A 19051-nucleotide genomic window follows, 5' to 3' on the forward strand; every position below is an offset into this window, starting at 1 on the left:
TTGACTATTTCAAGTTTAATCCCTTCTTATATAAAAGTGGCTTTTTCTCCTTACCCTTTTTCCTTGTTAATAAAGAACCTACTAATAAGAAAGTCGGAATTGATGACAAACCTCCAATTAACAACCAATCTCTTGCTTGTATTGGCATTGTACTAAAAATTGGTTGTAATGGTGGATAATAAATAACAACGAGCATTAACAACAATGAAATGATAACAGCCCCTACTAAATACACGTTCCCAAATGGATTGCGATGAAAGACAGAATGTTCACTTCGGCAATCAAATACATGAATAAGTTGCGCAAGTACCAAAGTCGCAAATGCTACTGTCTGTGCATATTTCAGTTCATTCGGATGTTGATTATATGCGATAATAAACGCTACTAACGTCACTGCTCCAATGAGGAACCCTCGACTTATAATTTTCCAGGCAAGCCCTCTGGCGAATACTCCCTCTTTCGGATGCCGCGGCGTTCTCTTCATCACATCTCCTTCCGCCTTATCCAAACCTAATGCCATCGCTGGTAAACCGTCGGTAACTAAGTTCACCCATAATATTTGAATTGGAACCATCGGCAATGGTAGCGCCAGTAACATCGCAAATAACATAACTAAAATTTCGCCGACGTTTGATGCTAACAAATATCGAATAAACTTTCGAATATTTTCGTATATGTTTCTACCTTCTTTAATCGCTGATTTAATCGTCGCAAAGTTATCATCTAACAATACAAGCGAAGAAGCTTCTTTCGCAACGTCTGTTCCTGTAATACCCATCGCTATCCCAATATCCGCTGTTTTTATAGCTGGTGCATCGTTTACTCCATCTCCTGTCATCGCTACTATATGCCCTTTATTTTGCAATGATTTAACAATTTTTAATTTATGTTCTGGTGATACACGAGCAAATACGTAAGTATCTTCTACAACATTTTCTAGTTCCTCTATATCCATATTTGCTAGCTCAACACCTTCCACCACACGACCTCCTGGTGGTAAAACCCCTAATTGTTCCGCAATCGCCATCGCTGTTACTTTATGATCTCCTGTAATCATCACTGTTCGAATACCAGCTTCTTTACACTCTTTTACCGCCTGCGCTACCTCTGGTCTTGGCGGATCGATCATACCTTGTATCCCGATTAACATAAAATCTTTTTCAACATCTCTCTCATGTTCAGTGGAATCTGTTACTTTTAATGGCTTAAATGCAACCGCAATTGTTCGAAGCGCTTGGCTACCTAAACTATGAATAGCCGCCTGTACTTCTTTTCTATATAACTCACTCATCGGTTGCTGCTTATCACCCCATAAGATTGTTTGGCTCATTTGCAGGAGGACGTCTGGAGCTCCTTTCGTAACAACAAACTTTTTCCCATCTCGATCACGGACAATAACACTCATCATCTTTCGAGTCGAATCAAATGGGAACTCACGAATAATCTCGAACTTCCCTTTCAGTGCATCACGTGTTATTCCCGCTTTCATTGCTGCAGCTACAAGTGCTCCCTCTGTTGGATCCCCATCTAATACATACGCCTTTTTCTTTTGAATAATATTCGCATTGTTACATAGTGAACCGAATGTAAGTAGCTGATAAAGCGCTTTTGTCTTAGCTGGATTAACTTCTATTTCACCTTTCATAAAAGATCCATTAGGTTCATACCCTTGACCAGTCACTTTCCACAACTCTCCACCTGACCACATATGTGTTACCATCATTTTGTTTTGTGTCATTGTTCCTGTTTTATCAGAACAAATTACAGAAGCACAACCTAATGTTTCTACAGCTGGTAACTTTCTTACAATTGCTCTCTTTTTTATCATACGCTGTACACCAAGTGATAAAGCTACTGTAACGATTGCGGGCAATCCTTCTGGAATAGCAGCAACAGCTAAGGACACACCTGCTAAAAACATATGGTATACTTCATTCCCTTGATACACACCTGCTAATACAACGAGTGCTGTCAAAATAAGAGCTACAATAATTAATATTTTCCCGAGTTGCTCTAATCTTCTTTGCAGTGGTGTTTCCATTTGCTCTGCATTTTGCAACATATTTGCAATTTGGCCCATTGCGGTATTCATACCAGTCGCTACAACGACTCCTGTTCCAGATCCTCGCGTAATCATCGTACCCATAAAAGCCATATTTTTTTGATCACCAATTGAAACATCTTGCCCTTGCAATGCTTCTATCTTCTTTTGTACAGGTACTGACTCTCCTGTCAGGGCAGACTCTTCGATATATAAACTCGATGCCTCAACGAGACGGACGTCAGCCCCAATACGATCACCACTGGAAAATTTAATAACATCACCTAAAACAAGTGCTTTAGATGGTGCCTTTACCCACTTTCCATTCCTCATTACCGTAACTTGCGGGGCGGCTAGTTCTTTTAAAGCTTCCAATGATTTTTCAGCCTTTCTTTCTTGAAAAAAACCTAGAATACCATTGATAATAACAATGGCAACAATAGCTATAGAATCAATATATTCACCTAAAAATGCAGAAACAATTGTTGCTCCAAATAAAACAAGTACCATAAAATCTTTAAATTGTGCTAAAAATACCATTAGTGCAGAAGGCCTTTTTGCTTCTTCTAATTCATTTGTACCAAATTTCTTAATTCGCCCTTCTGCTTCTTTCTCTGTAAGTCCAACCTTTACATTCGTATTCGTTCTTTCTTCCACTTCATGTGCCCGCATTCCATACCAGTTCATCCTGCCATCGACCTCCTGATTCCAGACATACTCTATTGAAAGCTTATTCAGCCTCGTCCAAAAAAATGCTATAATTAACTTTTAGTTAGAAAGGAGTGTTCATTTATGGCATTCGATGGATTATTTACAAGAGCAATTACACATGAAATTGCAAATTCTCTTTACACAGGAAGAATTTCCAAAATATATCAACCTTCAAAATACGAGATTTTATTACATATTCGAGCAAACGGAAAGAACCAAAAACTAATTCTTTCGTCTCACCCTACATATGCGCGTATGCACTTAACGAATCAAAACTACGATTCACCAGCAATACCGCCGATGTTTTGTATGCTTCTTCGTAAACATTTAGAAGGCGGATTTATTGAAAAAATTGAACAAATTGACTTAGAACGTATTATTCAAATTACAGTTCGCAGTCGGAATGAAATCGGAGACGAATCATTAAAAACATTAGTAATCGAAATAATGGGACGACACAGTAACATTATCTTAGTAGATACGAAAACAAATGTTATTTTAGATAGCTTAAAACACATATCTTTAGCGGTAAACCGCCATCGTACTGTATATGCTGGAGCTGAATATGTTGCCCCTCCAGCACAACATAAGGTTAATCCGCTTCTTATCGAAACAGCAACTGATTTTATTAGACCGCTAGACTTTTTATCCGGAAACATGGACAAACAACTTGTCGGAGCATTTATGGGAATTTCCCCATTATTCGCAAAAGAAGTTGTAAAAAAAGCAGGTATGGCAAATGAAAAAGCATTATCTGAAGCGTTTTTCTCCATACAAAAACCATTACTAACTCATACATATTCACCAACAATGATTACTGCAAACGGAAAAGAATTCTTTTATCTTTTCCCTCTTACACACTTGCAAGGAGAAGAAAAAACATTCTCATCTGTTAGTGAATTGTTAGACCGTTTCTTTTTCGGAAAAGCGGAGCGAGACCGTGTAAAACAACAAGCTCATGATTTAGAACGCTTTATGCAAAACGAAAAAAACAAAAATGAGAAAAAACTTATTAAACTTGAAAAAACATTACAAGATGCTGGAAAAGCAGATAAATATCAACTATTTGGAGAGCTACTTACAGCCAATATGTACGCTTTGAAAAAAGGCGATAAAGATATTGAGGTCGTTAATTATTACGATGAAAATGGCGGTACTGTAAAAATCACATTAGATCCTTTAAAAACACCGTCTGACAATGCACAACGCTATTTCCAAAAATACCAAAAAGCAAAAAATTCAGTTGTTGTGGTAGAAGAACAAATCGAAAAAACCAATGAAGAAATTCTTTATTTTGATAGCTTACTTCAACAAATGGAAGCTGCTTCTTCAAAAGATATTGAAGAAATTCGTGAGGAATTAGCCGAAGAAGGATATGTGCGTAATCGTAAGACGAAAAATGCAAAGAAAAAGCCTACAAAACCAGTATTAGATAAATATGTAGCTAGTGACGGTACAGAGATTTTCGTTGGTAAAAACAATAAACAAAATGATTATTTAACAACGAAATTTGCCCGTCGGGATGAAATTTGGTTACATACGAAAGACATACCTGGTTCTCACGTTGTCATTCGTTCTTTAGAACCTGCTGAAGAAACTTTACTAGAAGCTGCAAAAATTGCCGCTTATTACAGTAAAGCAAAAGAGTCTAGCTCTGTACCTGTTGATTTTACAAAAATACGCCATGTGAAAAAACCAAGTGGTGCAAAGCTTGGATTCGTTACGTACGATAACCAACAAACAATATATGTAACACCAGATGCTGACATCGTAATGAAATTAAAAGCGTAAATATAAAAAATGCGTTGCTAGATAGCAACGCATTTTTTATATTCATTCACATTCGTTCCTATATCCATTAACTAATTCACACTATCTTTCTTTTATCATTTTATATATTGTCAAAAAGATTGACAGTGTCATTACGCATTTGTATAAATTTTTTTACAGTATGTATATAAAGTTCAACTCAAGTCAATGTTTTTATCCCCTACTAATTGCAATCTGAATTTTATTAACGGCACGCCTCCCACAAAATAGCTGGATAATCGTTTATTTTCCCTAATATATATTTTGGCACGCTATTTGCTTTATTCAATACTGTGAAAAGGAGGAATTAACATGACTTTAAAAATTAATAAAATCCAAAATCAACTACAAAACTATGAAATTGACGGATTACTTATTACCAAAAAAGAAAATCGCCAATATGCAACAGGATTTACAGGTAGTGCTGGCGCCGTCTTAATTGCTGCGGATAAAGCTGTTTTTATAACTGATTTTCGCTATGTAGATCAAGCGAAATCACAAATAAAAGATGCTGAAATTATTATGCACAAAGGAAATTTAGAAAAAGAAATCGCAAATCAAGTATCGAAATTAAACATACAAAAACTTGGAATTGAAGAAAACAACATGACATTACAACAATATAAAAACTTACAAAAATATGTACATGCGGAAATGATTCAAGTGTGCGAAATCATTGAAAATATTCGTCTTATTAAAGACATGCCTGAAATAGAGACAATGAAAATCGCAGCTAATATCGCGGACGAAGCATTTCATCATATCCTTACGTTTCTAAAACCAGGTATAAGTGAAACTGATGTCCGAGATGAATTAGAATTTTTCATGCGAAAAAAAGGAGCTACATCCTCATCGTTTCAAATAATTGTAGCTTCTGGCGTTCGTTCTTCTCTTCCTCATGGCGTTGCATCAAATAAAATAATCGAGCGAGGTGACATTGTTACCTTAGATTTCGGTGCACTTTACGACGGATATTGTTCCGATATAACACGTACTGTAGCAATCGGGGAACCATCAGAAGAATTCAAAAAAATATACAATGTTGTACGCGAAGCATTAAAACGTGGAACGGAAGCAATTAAGCCTGGAGAAACTGCGAAAAGTATCGATGATGTAACGAGAAATTACATTACAGAGCATGGATACGGTCAATATTTCGGTCACTCTACGGGGCATGGTCTTGGTTTAGAAATACATGAACCGCTTCGCCTGTCCCAGGAAAGTAAGGCTACCTTAGAAGAAGGTATGGTTGTTACAGTCGAACCAGGTATTTACATACCAAACTGGGGCGGTTGTAGAATTGAAGACGATATCGTCATTACAAAAGACGGGTATGAAGTTATTACAAAATCAAATAGAGATTTAATTGTTATTCCTTGTTAATATTATCAAATTTTCACAGGATTTTTTCTTTACGTATAGAATCCCTTATCTGGAGTATTTGTTTAAAAGAGGGGGAATTTTAATTGAATTTTGTAATTGATAAAATAGATGGTTTACAGCCTGAATTTTCAAAACTTGTTTCCATGATGAATTACGCTCGTTACACAACGATGCAAGCGGTGGAAGACTTAACAGTTGAAGAACTGGATTATTTATATGATGAGGAAGCAAATTCGATTGGTATGTTATTGTACCATATGGCCGCTATTGAATTTTACTACCAGATTCATACTTTTGAAGACCGTGAACCAACGGAGGCTGAATTAGAACGTTGGTTACCTGCTATTGAGTTAGGTGATCTTGGACGTGAGAAAATAAAAGGAAACGCTATTGAATTTTACTTAAATACATTACAAGAAGTACGTTCCAAAACAATCGAGACTTTTCAATCGTTACCTGATGAATGGCTATTTAAAACATCAGATTTTTGGAAGAATAAACCAGCAAATAACTATTTTAAATGGTTTCACGTATTTGAAGATGAAATCAATCATCGTGGACAAATTCGTTTAATTAAAAAGATGCAAAAATCTCATGCAGTAAAATGAAAAAATGCCACCGAATAAGGTGGCATTTTCTTTTATTCATTCACGAATAACTTTTTGTTTACTGTATTAGTGACTACCACTACCAACATTAAAATGCATATTAAATATAGCATTTTCACAATAAACAACCACCCTTGAAACATTACAATTCCATCTATTACCTCATTTCCTCTCAATAACAAAAACGGAATCGTACTAATTATAATGACAAACTCGATGCTGAAAACAATTTTCTTTTTTCGGCTATACGCTTTCCATTCATCCCAACGATACATAGGTGCAAAAATCAATACTCCTATACATAATATAACTGGTACCCATTCACTTTTAAGAAATTGCCCTGAAACAACTAATAATAGTAAACAAACGAGCACACCGTAATACCCTATTTTCTCTCTCATTCGTACTCCCCCATTCTACTTCTCCTTTAATATGTAACTTGCTATACTTATAACAATTTTCAGAAAAATAACTACTACAATTACAATATAAAGACCTTTTGCAGACGACATCCATTCTTGAAAAATAGACATTTTCTCCATTTGTTTCTGCCCTTCTATTAAAATAAATCCTACAAAAAGTGAGCAAACAACAATGATACCTATCATAATTCCAATACTTTTCTTGCTATATTGTTTCATATCATCCCAGTTATATAACAGTACAAAAACAAACCCGAAAACAGGTATGATACTGATCCATTCATTGTTTGTAAACAGGTTTAAAATGATTAATAGACTACAAGATATAACGAATCCCCAAAATCCAATTTTTTTGCGCATAAGTCCTCCTCTAATTCCATTTTTAGGATTAATTGTATTATAACATCCATTTTTTCTCCTTACCATTACAGTACATGAAATTTCACTTTTTTCTTTTTCCTATACTCACATACCTTCACTGCTTTCATACAATACACTACACGAATGCCTAAAGGATGTGACTGTTATGTGAGTTGAATTAACGCTATTACACGCTCTCTATGTTCTTTGTTTACTCACTATTATTACCTTCTTTATTCTCAGGAAAGATACAACGATTATTTGTATCGTTTTTATCTTTTTATTAGCATTAACCGCAACAAGTTCTATCCCTCTTGCCATTAGCGGGATCTTTCAAAGTTTCATTTATGCCATTACTGAGCTATTACCAACTATATTAATCATCTCCATTATCGTATCCATGAGTAACCTACTCGTTCATACCGGCATAAATGATACGATGATTTCACCATTTACAAAGATGATTCGAACACCTACACTCGCCTACTGGATTATCGGCCTTTTAATGATGACTATTTCTTTCTTCTTTTGGCCTTCTCCAGCTGTCGCCTTAATGGGAGCTATTTTATTACCGGTCGCTGTACGCGTCGGTCTGCCGCCAATTGGGGTTGCGATTGCTATGAACTTATTCGGACACGGCATCGCCTTATCTGGTGACTTCGTTATTCAAGGCGCTCCGAAATTAACTGCGGACGCTGCTGGTCTGCCTGTTTCTAGCGTTGTTTCTGCCAGTGTTCCCCTCGTTATCGTTACGGGCGTTGTGACAACTTCCGTCGCATTTTTCTTCTTACGAAAAGAATTTCATACAGGATTATCGCTACAAGACACCTCTTCATCATCTGAACTATCTAAAACTACTATTTTTTTATCTCCTCGCATAAAAAAATGGCTCGCTATATGTATCCCTATCGTATATATCCTTGATATCCTTTGTATGATCCAATTTAAACTACAAGGAAGCGATGCTACAGCGCTAATCGGCGGGACGACTGTTATTATGATTATCATCATTTCTCTCATCACCTATAAAGGGAATGGACTAAATAAAACGACCGATTATTTTATAGAAGGGCTCCAATTTGGATTTAAAATTTTCGGCCCAGTTATTCCAATTGCTGCACTTTTTTATTTAGGAGATAGCGGATTTGTAAAAATTATTGGAGACTATTTACCGAAAGGTTCACATGGAATCATTAATGACTTAGGAATCGCTTTATCTCAAACTGTTCCTTTAAACCAATATGTATCGGCAGGAACATTAACTATCGTTGGTGTCATTACCGGTTTAGATGGATCAGGATTTTCCGGCATTTCACTTGCTGGTTCAATTGCCAATCTTTTCGGAACAGCACTTGGGCATGGAACAGCTACCTTAACAGCACTCGGACAAATCGCTGCCATATGGACCGGTGGCGGGACTTTAATTCCTTGGGCTCTTATTCCTGCCGCTGCCATTTGTAAAGTAGATCCGTTTGAACTTGCACGGCGAAACTTTTTACCAGTTGTGATTGGCTTAATCGTCACCACAATCGTTGCGATGTTTATTCTATAACGTAAGCAAGTTTTCTCTTGCTTACGCTTTTTATTATGAAATCCAGCATTTATTACTGAACTCCAAAAGGGATTATATACATGTTAGCGAAGTTATATTAGGAGAGCATTTATTCCAAAACGTTTACGAGAAACAGATTACTTCCATTCGAAAAGGGGACATAACTATGAATGAATTGATTTTCGTCTTATTAATTTGTCCATTACTTATCTTTATCATTTCTGTTATTGGAACCCGCAAGACGAAAACGTATTACGTAATGCCGATTGTAACGTTTGCTAGTTTTTTAATAATAGGTGTGATCGCCTTTACTCCGAAGTTTTTCTTTTGGGTTGGCATGTATAGCATCTTCTCATTTATTGTTTCTTATATGACGCTATTATTTGTGAGAGGATATGAGGTTGTGGAAAACGCTAAATAGTTGTTAGCAAGGAGATTATAATATGATTTTCTTTAATATTGATGGAAATTTACATGAAGTTTTAACAGTGATATAAAAAAACGACCGCGTTCCCCCGCAGTCGTCTTTTTTCATATTACGCTGTGATCCAAGCCTCATTAGCTGGATTTTTACGCCACTCTTGTAATTTTTTCGTTTCAGCTTGTCCGATCATACCTTTTTCTGCTGCAACTTCAGTTAATGCACTGTAATCACTTAAAGAATATGATGCTACGTTTGCTGCTTCTAGTTTCTCTTTTCCTGACTCAAGCTCGTATGTGAAGATTGATACGATTCCTAATACTTCACAACCAGCTTCGCGAAGTGCTTCTACACATGTAATTGCACTGCCGCCAGTTGAAATTAAGTCTTCTACTACTACTACTTTCTGACCTTTTTCAGCTTTTCCTTCGATTTGATTCCCTTTACCGTGACCTTTTGCTTTACTACGTACGTAGCACATTGGTAAATTCATACGATCGCTTACCCATGCAGCGTGCGCAATACCAGCAGTTGCTGTTCCTGCAATAACTTCTACAGTTGGGAAGTGCTCTTTAATTAACTCTTCTAATCCAGCTGCAATCGCTTGACGTACTTTTGGATAAGATAAAGTTAAACGGTTATCACAATAAATTGGTGATTTCATACCTGAAGACCAAGTGAATGGATCATTCGGTTGTAAAAATACTGCTCCAATTTCTAATAAATGCGATGCGATTTCTTTTTTCATACTGTTACACCTTCCCACTGTTGTTTTACTGTTTTATACGCTTCAAGCGGATTTTCTGCTTTTGTAATACTACGTCCAACTACGATGTAGCTTGAGCCAAGTTCCCTCGCACGTTTCGGTGTTGCTACGCGCACCTGGTCATTTACATCATCGCTTGCAAGACGGATCCCCGGTGTTACTGTTACAAATTCATCTCCGCATACTTCACGTAATTTTGGAACTTCAAGCGTTGAGCAAACAACACCATCAAGTCCACTTTCTTTCGTTAATTTTGCATAATGAGCAACCGCTTCTTCTAACGTTTTCTCAATGCCGATCTCTTTTTTCATCATAGCTTCCGAAGTGCTTGTTAGTTGTGTAACTGCAATACAAATCGGTCTCTCTTTTCCTTCTTGCTTACCTTCCTCTAATCCCTCAATCGCAGCTTTCATCATGCTGCTTCCCCCAGCAGCATGAACATTTACCATATCTACATCTAGACTAGCTAGGCTACGCATAGCGCTTTTTACTGTATTCGGAATATCATGAAGTTTTAAATCTAGAAAGATCTTATGCCTTTTTTCTTTTAAGTACGTAATAATTGCAGGGCCTTCTTTATAAAATAACTCCATACCAACTTTGACAAATAACTCTTCCCCTTCAAAGTGGCGCAAGAATTGTTCTACATCTTGTTTCCCTGGAAAATCTAGTGCAACGATTAACGACTGTGACATGTTTGCTTCCAGCTCCTTCCTTGACATTCCGAAATGTGATCAAATCCTAATTCATCTAGTAATGCTGGTAACTCTTCAATAATTGTCGGACATACGAACGGATCAATAAAGTTCGCTGTACCTACTGCAACTGCGCTTGCGCCAGCGTAGAAGAATTCAATTACATCTTCCGCTGTTTCAATACCGCCCATTCCGATAATTGGAATGTTAACCGCTTGACTTACTTCATGTACCATACGAATCGCTACTGGCTTAATCGCAGGACCTGATAATCCTCCTGTACGGTTTGCTAAAATTGGTTTAGCTGTTTTTAAATCTAGACGCATACCAAGCAATGTATTAATCATCGTTAAACCATCTGCACCTGCATTTTCAATCGCTTTTGCAATTTCCACAATGTTTGCCACGTTCGGTGACAACTTCACGTATACAGGTACTTCAGAAACCTCTTTTACTCGCTTCGTTAAATCAGCAGCAATTTCAGGATTTGTACCAAAGGCGATACCACCTGTTTTTACGTTCGGACAAGAAATATTTAATTCTAGTGCATGGACATTAGGCGCTTTAGAAATTTCCTTTGCAACCGCTACGTAATCCTCAGCTTGTGAGCCCGCAACGTTCGCAATAATTGGAAGGTCAAATTGTTCTAACCATGGTAATTCAGAATTCATTACTTTTTCTAATCCTGGGTTTTGAAGTCCGATTGCATTTAACATGCCGCCTGGCGTTTCAGCAACACGAGGCGTCGGATTTCCATAACGTGGTTGTTCTGTCGTCGCTTTAATCATGATTGATCCTAGTACACTTAAATCGTAAAACTGTGCATATTCACGACCAAATCCAAAGCATCCAGATGCCGGTATAATTGGATTTTTTAATGATAATCCTGGTAATTCAACTTGCAATCTGTTCATAGTACAACCTCCCCGATTGGAAATACTGGTCCGTCGCTACACACCTTCTTGTAAGAATGTCCACTCGGATCTTCTTGTAAGTGGCATACACATGCGAAACAAGCTCCAATACCACAGCCCATACGTTCTTCTAATGAAATATAGGCTTTTTTCTCTTTGTAACGTCCTTCTAATGCACGAAGCATCGCTAACGGACCACATGAATAAAGAATATCAAATTCAATTCCGTAATTATCAATTACATCTGTGACAAATCCTTTTGTACCGTGTGTACCGTCTACTGTCGCAACGTACGTATCACCAAGTTCTGCAAATTTTTCTTCATAGAAAACAACATCTTTTGTTTGAAAACCTAAGATGTGAATCACACGTACACCTTTTGCAACGAGGCGCTGTGATAATTCATAAAGTGGTGGTACACCAATTCCCCCGCCTACTAGTAAAGCTGTTTGACCAGCTTCTGCTTCTTCTACAGGAAAACCATGTCCTAGCGGTCCTAGTACATCTACCATTTCACCTTGTTTTCTAGTTGCTAATGTTTTTGTCCCTTGTCCTTCTGCACGATATAGCATTGTAAATTCGTTCTTCTCTTGATCTACATTACAAATACTAATCGGGCGGCGCAGAAGGGGCGCAATGCCCTCTGCTACCTTAATGTGTACAAACTGCCCTGGTTCGTTCATTTGCTGTACTAACGTTCCTTGAAGCACTAATTCGTAAATGTTTTTTGCGATTTCTTTTTGGTTAACGACGATCATATTTTGCTTTTGCATCATGCATGTACCACCTCGTGACGCTTTGTTTGCGTAATTTCTTTCATTGAATGAGCTGAGAATGTCATAGATTCTAATACTCGTAAGATTGCTCTCGTTGTATCAAGTGATGTTAAGCAAGCCACACCGTTTTCTACTGATTCACGGCGAATGCGGAAACCATCACGCGCTGGTTGTTTTCCTTTTGTTAATGTATTGATTACAAACTGTGCTTTTCCTTGGCGGATAATATCTAGTAAGTTGTAGTCTTCAGAATCAATTTTGTTTACAACTTGTACTGGGATATTTTGCTCTGCTAATGTTTGTGCCGTTCCAGCTGTTGCTAATAAGTTATAGCCGATTTCATGGAAACGTTTTGCAATTTCCATCGCCTCTTCTTTATCTTTATCCGCTACAGTGATGATTACGGATCCGTGCGTTGGGATGTTAATTCCTGAGGCAACTAGCCCTTTGTATAATGCTTTTTCAAGCGTTAAGTCTTTCCCCATTACTTCCCCTGTTGATTTCATTTCAGGTCCTAATGTTGTATCAACTGAGCGTAGTTTCGCAAATGAGAATACTGGTGCTTTTACATACACTTCTTTCTCTTCTGGGTGATAGCCCGTTCCGTATCCTTGCTCTATTAGGTTTTGACCTAAAATAACTTTCGTTGCAACATTCGCCATCGGTACGCCTGTAATTTTACTTAAGAATGGTACTGTACGGCTCGCACGTGGGTTTACTTCAATTACATACACTTGATCTTTGAATACTACAAACTGGATATTTAGTAATCCAACAATGTTTAATCCTTTTCCAAGTGCAATTGTATGTTCAATAATTTGTTCTTTTAGTTCGTCAGATAAGCTTTGTGGTGGATATACTCCAATTGAATCCCCAGAGTGAACTCCAGCGCGTTCAATATGTTCCATAATACCTGGAATGAACACATTCTCACCGTCTGAAATTGCATCTACTTCAATTTCTTTACCAACCATGTAACGGTCGATTAATACCGGATGCTCTGCATGAACTTTAACTGCATTTTTCATATAGTGCAGTAGTTCTTCTTGACGATATACGATTTCCATCGCACGTCCACCTAGTACGTAAGATGGCCTTACTAATACTGGGTAACCAATTTCTTCAGCGATTGCTACCGCTTGTTCTACAGTTGTTGCTGTTTTACCAACTGGTTGCGGGATGCCTAATTTTGTTAATGCAGCTTCGAATTTATCTCGATCTTCTGCGCGGTCTAAATCTTCAAGTGATGTTCCTAAAATTTTCACACCGTGTTCTTCTAATTTCGCCGCTAAGTTAATTGCCGTTTGTCCACCGAACTGAACGATAACACCTTCTGGTTTTTCTAAATCAATGATGTGCATTACATCTTCTATTGTTAGTGGTTCAAAGTATAATTTGTCAGAAATACTGAAGTCTGTTGAAACTGTTTCTGGGTTGTTATTTACAATGATTGCCTCATATCCAGCTTCTTTAATTGCCCATACAGAGTGAACTGTTGCGTAGTCAAACTCAACACCTTGACCTATACGGATTGGACCAGACCCTAGTACAACCACGCTCTTACGATCTGTTATAACCGATTCATTCTCGTCACCGTATGTGCTGTAGTAGTAAGGTGTTGCAGATTCAAACTCTGCCGCACAAGTATCTACCATTTTATAAACAGGAGTCATATTGCTTTCTTTACGCATATCGTAAATTTCACGCTCTGTTTTGTTCCAAGCATTGGCGATGTAATGATCACTGAATCCCATTTCTTTTGCAGACTGTAACACTTCCATATTTCCTGCATTTTCTTTTACTTCGTGTTCCATGTTTACGATGTTTTCAATTTTTTGTAAGAAGAAGAAGTCCATTTCACACCATGAATTAATTTCTTCTTTCGTTACACCTTGACGGATTGCTTCTGCTACAACGAACAGACGCTCATCGTCAGCTTTTATAATACGTTTTTTCATTGTTTCTTTATCAAGTTCTTTTAAATGGTCTAATTCTAAGTGATAAATCCCTAGCTCTAAAGAACGAACCGCTTTTAATAATGATTGCTCTAAGTTACGTCCAATTGACATAACTTCACCAGTTGCCTTCATTTGTGTACCAAGCGTTCTGTTTGCTGATTCAAACTTATCAAATGGCCAACGTGGAATTTTTGAAACGACATAGTCTAATGCTGGCTCGAAGCAAGCGTATGTTTTTTGTGTTACTGGATTTACAATTTCATCTAATGTTAAACCGACTGCAATTTTCGCTGCTAACTTCGCAATTGGATATCCAGTTGCTTTAGATGCTAGTGCAGATGAACGACTCACACGCGGATTTACTTCGATTACATAGTATTGGAAGCTATGCGGATCTAGTGCAAGCTGAACGTTACAGCCACCTTCGATTCCTAATGCACGAATAATTCGTAATGAAGTGTTTCGTAACATTTGATACTCACGGTCACTTAATGTTTGGCTCGGTGCTACAACGATTGAATCACCTGTGTGAACCCCAACTGGATCGATATTTTCCATGTTACATACTACAATCGCGTTATCATTCGAATCACGCATTACTTCATATTCAATTTCCTTACAACCAGCAATGCTCTTTTCTAATAAACATTGTGTTACTGGACTATGTTTTAATCCACCTGATACGATTTCAATTAGTTCTTCTTCATTACTACAGATTCCGCCACCTGTTCCCCCCATTGTAAATGCTGGGCGAACAATAACTGGATAACCAATTTCTTTTACAAATTCATGTGCTTCTTCTAACGTATGAATAATGGTACTAGATGGAATTGGTTCATTTAATTCCTGCATTAATGTACGGAATAAATCACGATCTTCCGCTTGCTCAATTGCTGATAATTTTGTTCCTAAAATCTCAACTCCACATTCTTCAAGTATGCCTGATTTCGCAAGTTCAACAGCCATATTTAGGCCTGTTTGACCACCTAATGTTGGTAGGATTGCATCTGGACGTTCTTTACGAATGATACGGCTTACGAATTCTAATGTTAATGGTTCTATATATACTTTATCTGCTGTTGCAGTATCTGTCATAATTGTTGCTGGGTTAGAGTTAACAAGGATTACTTTGTAACCTTCTTCTCTAAGAGATTGACAAGCTTGTGTACCAGAGTAATCAAACTCTGCTGCTTGCCCAATTACAATTGGTCCTGATCCGATTACTAAAATTGTGTTAATGTCTAGGCGTTTTGGCATAACTCTTCCCCTTCTTTCTTGAAGTTTTCAATCATTTCTAAGAAATCTTCGAATAAATCATTTGCATCTTCTGGTCCCGCTGAAGCTTCTGGATGGTATTGTACTGTAAATGCTGGAAACTTCGTATGACGAAGACCTTCTACTGTTCCATCATTTAAAGCAACATGTGTAATTTCAAGATTTGTATTTTCAACTGACTCTTCTTCTACTGCGTATCCATGATTTTGAGAAGTAATTGCTACTTTTCCAGTTGCAAGATTTTTTACTGGATGATTTAAACCACGATGACCGAACTTCAACTTACTTGTATTTGCACCAGATGCTAATGCGAATAACTGATGTCCTAAGCAAATCCCGAATAAAGGAATTTTACCAATAATGTCTTTTAACATTTCAATTGCTTCTGGTACATCTTTTGGATCCCCAGGTCCATTACTTAACATAATTCCATCTGGGCTAAGGCGTAAAATCTCTTCTGCTGTTGTATTGTAAGGTACTACAATTACATCACAGTCACGCTTATTTAATTCTCTTAAAATACCATGTTTCATTCCGAAGTCTACAAGTACAACTCGATGACCACGGCCTGGGCTTGGGTATGGGTCTTTCGTTGATACGCGTTTTACATGATCTGTAAATACTGTCGCTTTTAATTGGCTCACAATGTACTCTACATCTGCATCCATGTTACAAAGTCGTCCGCGTAATGTACCGTATTGACGAATTTTTCTCGTTAATTTTCTCGTATCAATTCCTGCTAATCCTGGAATGTTTCTTTCTTTTAAGTAATCATTTAACGAAATTTCATTACGGAAGTTTGATGGATGATCACAAATTTCATTTACGATTAAACCATTTACAGATGGGTGAATGGATTCAAAATCGTCACGGTTAATGCCGTAGTTTCCGATTAATGGGTACGTAAATGTTACGATTTGACCGCAATATGATGGATCAGATAATGTTTCTTGATATCCAGTCATTCCTGTTGTAAATACAACCTCACCTGACTTTTCGATTTCGCCTCCGAAACCTTTTCCAATTAATACTGTTCCATCTTCTAAGATAAGTTGTCTTTTCATACTAATGCACTCTCCTTTTGCCATGCGATCTTACCGCCAACGATTGTCATTACCGGCCATCCTTGGCATTTCCAACCTGCGAATGGTGTATTTTTTCCTTTTGATAAGAATGTTGTTGGATCAATCTCTTCTTCTTGTTCTAAATCAATGATTGTAATATCAGCTACTCTACCTTCTTTCAGGCGACCTGCTTCTAAACCGAATGTATCAGCTGGTTTTTCTGTTAAGAATTGAATTAGCTGTTCTAATGTAATAATTCCTTTTTTCACAAGGTTTGTGTATAGAAGTGGGAATGCTGTTTCAAAACCAGTAATTCCGAATGGTGCTCTTTCAATTCCTTGTGCTTTCTCTTCCGCTGTATGCGGTGCATGGTCAGTTGCGATCATATCGATCGTTCCATCTAATAGCCCTTCAATTAACGCTGCGTGGTCTTCTTTTCCACGAAGCGGTGGGTTCATTTTAAAGTTAGGATCAGCTGATGGGATATCATCTTCACATAACACTAAGTGATGCGGTGTTACTTCTGCTGTTACTTTAATTCCAGCACGTTTTGCATCACGGATTACACGTACAGACCCTTTCGTACTTACGTGACATACGTGATAGTGACAATCTGCCGCTTCAGCAAGCAGTATATCCCTTGCAATATGTACAGATTCACATACTGATGGGATACCGTTTAATCCGTGTTTCTCAGAAAACTTCCCTTCATGTACACAACCTTTATTAATAAGTGTATTTTCTTCACAGTGTGCAACTACTGCCATATTCAACTTCGCTGCACGCTTCATAGCAGCTAGCATCATGCTCGCATCTTGTACGCCTACTCCATCATCAGTGAAAGCGAATGCTCCAAGCTCTTTTAACGTTTCGAAATCTGTCATTTCAGAACCTGCTTGACGTACTGTAATTGCTCCATATGGTAATACATTTACGTGAGCTTTTTCTTTAATACGTTTTTGTAAGTCTTCCATATGTTCCCTGCAATCTGGTACTGGACGTGTATTTGGCATTGCGCAAATTGTAGTGAATCCACCTTTTGCCGCTGCTAGTGTGCCTGTTGCAATTGTTTCTTTATGTTCACCACCTGGCTCACGAAGATGTACATGTACATCTACTAATCCAGGTGCGATTAACTTTCCGTTCACATCGATTACTTCAGCATTATCTGCCGTAATATTTTCTGCTACTTTCGCAATTTTACCGTCTTGTACGAGAAGATCTGTTGCTACGATTATTCCTTCTTCATTCATATAACGACCATTTTTAAACAAATAATTCATGTTTCATTCCTCCTAATACATTTGGTAAGGCGCGTTTTAGTACAGCCATTCTTACGTAAACTCCATTTTCCATTTGTTTAAATATGCGTGAACGCTCACACTCAACAAGTTCACTTGCAATTTCCACATCACGGTTGAAAGGAGCTGGATGCATAATAATGCTTCCTTCTTTCATACGTTTTTCTCTTTCAAGCGTTAATCCGTGTTTTTCATGATACTCTTTCATAATGTCTGTTTCATAATGATCATGACGCTCATGCTGTACACGAAGTAACATCATCACATCAACTTTTGGAACTAGCTCATCTAAGTTTTTGTACGTTCCAAATATGTTTTTTTCATCTTTCCACTCTTCTGGGCTTGCAAAATAAATCGTTGCCCCAAGCTTCGTTAATGTTTCAGCATTGGATCGTGCTACTCGGCTATGGCGAATATCTCCAACAATTGCAATCTTTAAACCTTCAAAACTTCCAAACTCTTGTTTAATTGTTAGAAGGTCGAGCAGACATTGCGTTGGATGATTTCCGCATCCATCTCCAGCATTTAAGATTGGAATGTTTACTTGATCTTTTAGCTCATCGAAGTAACGATCTTGCTCGTGGCGGATGACTACCGCTTTTGTTCCGATTGATTCCAGTGTTTTTATCGTGTCGTATAACGTTTCTCCTTTTTGTACGCTAGATGAATCTGCTGAAAAGTTTAATACGTCAAGTCCTAATCTCTTCTCAGCAACTTCGAAGCTAAATCTCGTTCTCGTACTATTCTCAAAGAACAAGTTCGCAACAAAAGTTTGCTCTGTTGTTTTGCTCTCTTTCCCATTCGCGAAATCTTCTGCGTCTTTTAGGATTTCTGAAATTTCTAGTTCCGATAATTCACTCATCGTTAACAAATGGCTCATCGTCATCCCTCATCTTTCTGATTTTTATGATAGCACTTATGGATATTTATAACAACATTTGCATAAAAATACCCTAGTCATGTGAGACTAGGGTGCAAGGAAGAAGCCACCCTTT

General features: G+C 37.6%; 16 protein-coding genes. 5 read left to right on the forward strand and 11 right to left on the reverse strand.

Going from position 1 to position 19051, the window contains the following annotated elements:
- Positions 1-4: 4 nt before the first annotated feature.
- Positions 5-2728 (reverse strand): calcium-translocating P-type ATPase, SERCA-type, encoded by a 2724-nt coding sequence (locus JDS95_RS03825; protein ID WP_001104768.1) that lies wholly within the window; start codon positions 2726-2728, stop codon positions 5-7.
- 105 nt (positions 2729-2833) lie between these two features.
- On the opposite strand from JDS95_RS03825, the gene JDS95_RS03830 reads away from it, so the two are divergent.
- From JDS95_RS03830 to JDS95_RS03840, 3 genes are all read left to right on the forward strand, one after another.
- Positions 2834-4543 (forward strand): Rqc2 family fibronectin-binding protein, encoded by a 1710-nt coding sequence (locus JDS95_RS03830; RefSeq protein WP_000863276.1) that lies wholly within the window; start codon positions 2834-2836, stop codon positions 4541-4543.
- A gap of 330 nt (positions 4544-4873) precedes the next feature.
- Positions 4874-5944, forward strand: a complete 1071-nt coding sequence (locus JDS95_RS03835) for a M24 family metallopeptidase (RefSeq protein WP_000172791.1) — start codon at positions 4874-4876, stop codon at positions 5942-5944.
- An 83-nt stretch (positions 5945-6027) separates the two neighbouring features.
- On the forward strand, positions 6028-6552 hold the full coding sequence (locus JDS95_RS03840; RefSeq protein WP_001012037.1) for a DinB family protein: 525 nt from the start codon (positions 6028-6030) through the stop codon (positions 6550-6552).
- A 32-nt stretch (positions 6553-6584) separates the two neighbouring features.
- Here the strand turns inward: JDS95_RS03840 and JDS95_RS03845 are convergent, their stop codons facing one another.
- Both JDS95_RS03845 and JDS95_RS03850 read right to left on the reverse strand, forming a co-directional pair.
- A complete protein-coding gene (locus JDS95_RS03845) occupies positions 6585-6953 on the reverse strand; it encodes a YoqO family protein (RefSeq protein ID WP_001208248.1) in 369 nt (122 codons plus the stop codon).
- Between the two features lie 15 nt (positions 6954-6968).
- Entirely contained in the window at positions 6969-7400 is a 432-nt protein-coding gene (locus JDS95_RS03850; protein WP_002044627.1) for a YoqO family protein, read from the reverse strand.
- 154 nt (positions 7401-7554) lie between these two features.
- Between JDS95_RS03850 and JDS95_RS03855 the strand changes: the two genes are divergently transcribed.
- A complete protein-coding gene (locus JDS95_RS03855; protein WP_226534158.1) occupies positions 7555-8886 on the forward strand; it encodes a hypothetical protein in 1332 nt (443 codons plus the stop codon).
- Positions 8887-9052: 166 nt separating this feature from the next.
- Positions 9053-9307, forward strand: a complete 255-nt coding sequence (locus tag JDS95_RS03860) for a YbeF family protein (protein WP_001003926.1) — start codon at positions 9053-9055, stop codon at positions 9305-9307.
- Between the two features lie 115 nt (positions 9308-9422).
- Here JDS95_RS03860 and pyrE read toward each other — a convergent pair whose 3' ends face one another.
- Genes pyrE through pyrB form a run of 8 tightly spaced genes read right to left on the reverse strand, consistent with a single transcriptional unit; the run spans position 9423 to position 18936 of the window.
- Entirely contained in the window at positions 9423-10055 is a 633-nt protein-coding gene (gene pyrE, locus JDS95_RS03865) for an orotate phosphoribosyltransferase (RefSeq protein ID WP_000711461.1), read from the reverse strand.
- On the reverse strand, positions 10052-10768 hold the full coding sequence (gene pyrF / locus JDS95_RS03870) for an orotidine-5'-phosphate decarboxylase (RefSeq protein WP_000083504.1): 717 nt from the start codon (positions 10766-10768) through the stop codon (positions 10052-10054). The genes pyrE and pyrF overlap by 4 nt, the downstream gene beginning before the upstream one ends.
- Positions 10753-11682: a dihydroorotate oxidase B catalytic subunit gene (pyrD, locus tag JDS95_RS03875; RefSeq protein WP_001081057.1), complete on the reverse strand. Its 930-nt coding sequence runs from the start codon at positions 11680-11682 to the stop codon at positions 10753-10755. Before pyrD ends, pyrF begins: the two co-directional genes overlap by 16 nt.
- Positions 11679-12458 carry a dihydroorotate oxidase B electron transfer subunit gene (gene pyrK, locus JDS95_RS03880; RefSeq protein ID WP_000983361.1) on the reverse strand — a complete coding sequence of 260 codons (780 nt, stop codon included), beginning with the start codon at positions 12456-12458 and terminating at the stop codon, positions 11679-11681. Before pyrK ends, pyrD begins: the two co-directional genes overlap by 4 nt.
- Positions 12455-15673, reverse strand: coding sequence for a carbamoyl-phosphate synthase large subunit (carB, locus tag JDS95_RS03885; RefSeq protein ID WP_001126140.1), 3219 nt, complete (start codon positions 15671-15673; stop codon positions 12455-12457). Before carB ends, pyrK begins: the two co-directional genes overlap by 4 nt.
- A complete protein-coding gene (locus tag JDS95_RS03890; RefSeq protein ID WP_000828666.1) occupies positions 15658-16755 on the reverse strand; it encodes a carbamoyl phosphate synthase small subunit in 1098 nt (365 codons plus the stop codon). The genes carB and JDS95_RS03890 overlap by 16 nt, the downstream gene beginning before the upstream one ends.
- Entirely contained in the window at positions 16752-18038 is a 1287-nt protein-coding gene (gene pyrC, locus JDS95_RS03895) for a dihydroorotase (protein WP_001108362.1), read from the reverse strand. Before pyrC ends, JDS95_RS03890 begins: the two co-directional genes overlap by 4 nt.
- Positions 18022-18936, reverse strand: a complete 915-nt coding sequence (gene pyrB, locus JDS95_RS03900; RefSeq protein ID WP_000018837.1) for an aspartate carbamoyltransferase — start codon at positions 18934-18936, stop codon at positions 18022-18024. Before pyrB ends, pyrC begins: the two co-directional genes overlap by 17 nt.
- Between the last annotated feature and the right edge of the window lie 115 nt (positions 18937-19051).

It is taken from the genome of Bacillus cereus group sp. N24 (genome assembly GCF_016483345.1).
Classification (GTDB): Bacteria; Bacillota; Bacilli; order Bacillales; family Bacillaceae_G; genus Bacillus_A; species Bacillus_A toyonensis.